Source organism: Bradyrhizobium sp. P2_E8, assembly GCF_056403875.1.
Genome location: NZ_JBFUES010001002.1, coordinates 1 through 2,649, shown reverse-complemented (window position 1 = coordinate 2,649; position 2,649 = coordinate 1). Strand labels below are relative to the sequence as shown.

Below are 2,649 nucleotides of genomic sequence, written 5' to 3'. Positions count from 1 at the left end.
GTGCAGGCCTTGTTCACGAGCGGCGAGCTGACCGCCGGCCACGCCCGGGCGCTGATCGGCGTGCCCGATCCGCTCGCATCAGCCAGGCGCATCGTCGCGGAAGGCCTCAACGTCCGTCAGGCCGAGGCGCTCGCGCATGAAGAGGGCGTGCCGGAGCGCAAGCCGCAGAAGGCGCGCAGCACCGGGGGCAAGGAAAAGGACCCAGACACGATCGACCTCGAAAAGCGCGTCAGCGACGCGCTCGGTCTCAAGGTCACCGTCAATCACCGCGACCCCGGCGGCTCGGTCCAGATCAACTACCGCAACCTCGATCAGCTCGACGAGGTGATGAAGCGGCTGGCCAAGGGCGCGCTGTAGTCTTCGCTGTTATTCCGGGCTCGCGACGCGAGACCCGGAATCTCGCGCAGCATGTGCAATCCATCTCCCTCACCCTGAGGAGCCGCGAAGCGGCGTCTCGAAGGGCGAGGGCCCGGGCTTTCATCCTTCGAGACGCGCGCAAGAGCGCGCTCCTCACAGGATGAGGACCATGCACTTTCCTCGCAATGACGTTGAGAGAGTGCGGGCCTAGCCGCGCCGCTTCGCGTTCGCGGCGATCGCCATCAGCGTGCGCTGGGCGATGGCGGCGGCGAGGGTGGATTGCTTGCGGGTGTCGAGCGCGGCGGTCGCGAGCTGCTCGATGATGGCGGCGAGCCGCGCCACGCTGAAATTGCGCAGCGCCGTTTCGACCATAGGCTTTCGTGAAAAATGCAACCGTGGAAAGCCGCCGTCGAGCACGGCAGAGGCCGGCGTGCCGTCGGCGATCGCAAGCGCGGATTTGTGCAGCCACGCGGCCTGGCGCTGCGCGGCCGAGATGATCACGCCGGGATAGGTGCCGGCGATCATGGCTTTGGCGAACTCGGTCTCGACGATGTCGGGCCGGCCGGCGAACGCGCCGTCGACGATCGGATCGAGCTTCAATTCGGAAGCATCGGCGACCACCGCCATCACGTCTTCCAGCGTGATCTCGCCTTTGCCATGTGCATAGAGCGTCAGCTTGCGCAGCTCGTTGCGCGAGGCCTGGCGGTCGCCGCCGAGGAACGACATCAGCGCTGCGCGGGCATCCTGCGCGATGCGCAAATTCGCGATGCGGAGCTCGTCGTCCATCAGCTTGGCGAGGTCGCGCTCGGTGTCGGGATAGCAGCCGATCGCAACGGCCGTCTTGGCGCGCTCGCAAACCTTGCGCAGCGGCGACTCCGGCCGCAGCTCGCCGGCCTCGATCACGATACGGCAATCCTTCACGCTCATCTCGGCCAGCGTGTCGATGCCGCTGGCAAAGCTGCGCGAGCCGGCGCGCACGCGGATGGCGCGGCGGCCGCCGAACAGCGGCACCGTCATGGCTTCGTCGACGAGACGCGACGGCTCGGCGGAGAGCTCGTCGCCGTCGAGCTTCACCAGCGAGAACGGATCGTTGGGATCGTCGACGGCGGAGGCGATCAGCGCATCGGCGCGTTCACGCACGAGGCCAGCGTCGGGACCGTAGAGCAGGATGATCGGCCGGCCCGCATCGGGGCGGGCGAGGAAGGCGTCGATCTCTTTTCCGCGCAGCGCGACCATCGGGCCTAAATGTCATTCCGGGGCGCCTCGTCAGAGGCGAACTACGGTGCGCAATTGCGCAGCGGAGAATCCGGAGATTGGGGATCGAGATTCCGGGTTCATGCTTCGCATGCCCCGGAATGACGGAACTGAATCAGGTGCCCGCAGTGAAGAATGCGGCGAGCCGGGTATTGATGTTCTCGGCGATCTCGTTGGCGGCACGATCCTCCGCATCGCGCACCGCGCGGTTCCGGGAGAAGCGCTGATAGGAGCCGGGCATGTCATAGGACACGCGCGAGAACGTGGTGCCGGTCATCACCGACTTGCCGGTCGCGACCTCGATCAGGTTGTACTGGCAGTCGATGCCGTAGTTTTCGCTGCTCGGAAGCCCGGTATTGGGATCGACGATCAGGGACGACCGGCTCGAGGCGAAACGGATATCAAGGCGGTGGGTCGGCGGCATTCCCGTTGCCGTGCCGTAGAGCTTGAAGGCGAGGGCATTGCGGACTTCGACGCCGACACGGGCCTCGCGCGAGGCGTTGATCTTGTTGATCGGCGGGAGTTCGACCCCCATCAGCTTCTCGCGCAGCCCGGGGGTGCCGTCGGTACGCTCAGCATACATCGGCTGGAAGCAGCCGGCTGTCAGCGCCGCCAGAGCGGCCACCGCCAGCAAGCGGGCTGCGATACGGATCCTAGCCGACAACATTCACGATCCTCTTGGGGACGATGATCACCTTGCGGACGGGCTTGCCGTCCAGGGCCAGTTTTACCGCATCGAGGGCCAAAACGGCAGCCTCGATTTCCGGATTCTGGGCCGCTGTTGCAACTGTGACCTCACCCCGCTTCTTGCCGTTGACCTGCACCACCAGGGTCACGCTGTCTTCAACCAGCAAATCRCGTTCGATTTGCGGCCAATTGGCCTCCGAAACCAGCCCCGTCTGGCCCAGCACCTGCCAGCACTCCTCGGCCAGATGCGGCATCATCGGGGAGAACAGCTGAACCAGGATCTGGCTGGCTTCCCGGATCGACCAGGCGAGGTCAGCCGCCGGCTGGCCGGGGCGCTGGAGTACCTCGGAC

Annotated in this window: 4 protein-coding genes; 1 reads left to right on the top strand and 3 read right to left on the bottom strand. The window is 66.0% G+C overall.

The window, feature by feature from the left end:
• Positions 1 to 357, top strand: a 357-nt coding sequence (locus tag AC1D00_RS35740; protein WP_477013909.1) for a ParB/RepB/Spo0J family partition protein, incomplete at its 5' end; no start/stop codon positions are given.
• A 207-nt stretch (positions 358 to 564) separates the two neighbouring features.
• Here AC1D00_RS35740 and holA read toward each other — a convergent pair.
• The 3 genes from holA to AC1D00_RS35725 all read right to left on the bottom strand — a co-directional run.
• Positions 565 to 1,593, bottom strand: coding sequence for a DNA polymerase III subunit delta (gene holA / locus AC1D00_RS35735; RefSeq protein ID WP_404551654.1), 1,029 nt, complete (start codon positions 1,591 to 1,593; stop codon positions 565 to 567).
• 133 nt (positions 1,594 to 1,726) lie between these two features.
• A complete protein-coding gene (lptE, locus tag AC1D00_RS35730) occupies positions 1,727 to 2,278 on the bottom strand; it encodes an LPS assembly lipoprotein LptE (RefSeq protein ID WP_135178633.1) in 552 nt (183 codons plus the stop codon).
• A partial coding sequence (locus tag AC1D00_RS35725) for a class I tRNA ligase family protein (RefSeq protein ID WP_477013908.1) occupies positions 2,265 to 2,649 on the bottom strand: 385 nt, incomplete at its 5' end. The genes lptE and AC1D00_RS35725, both read right to left, overlap by 14 nt.

Coding starts and splice junctions, on each gene's coding strand:
- holA (WP_404551654.1), bottom strand. CDS start 1,593: ATGGTCGCGCTGCGCGGAAAAGAGATCGACGCCTTCCTCGCCCGCCCC.
- lptE (WP_135178633.1), bottom strand. CDS start 2,278: ATGTTGTCGGCTAGGATCCGTATCGCAGCCCGCTTGCTGGCGGTGGCC.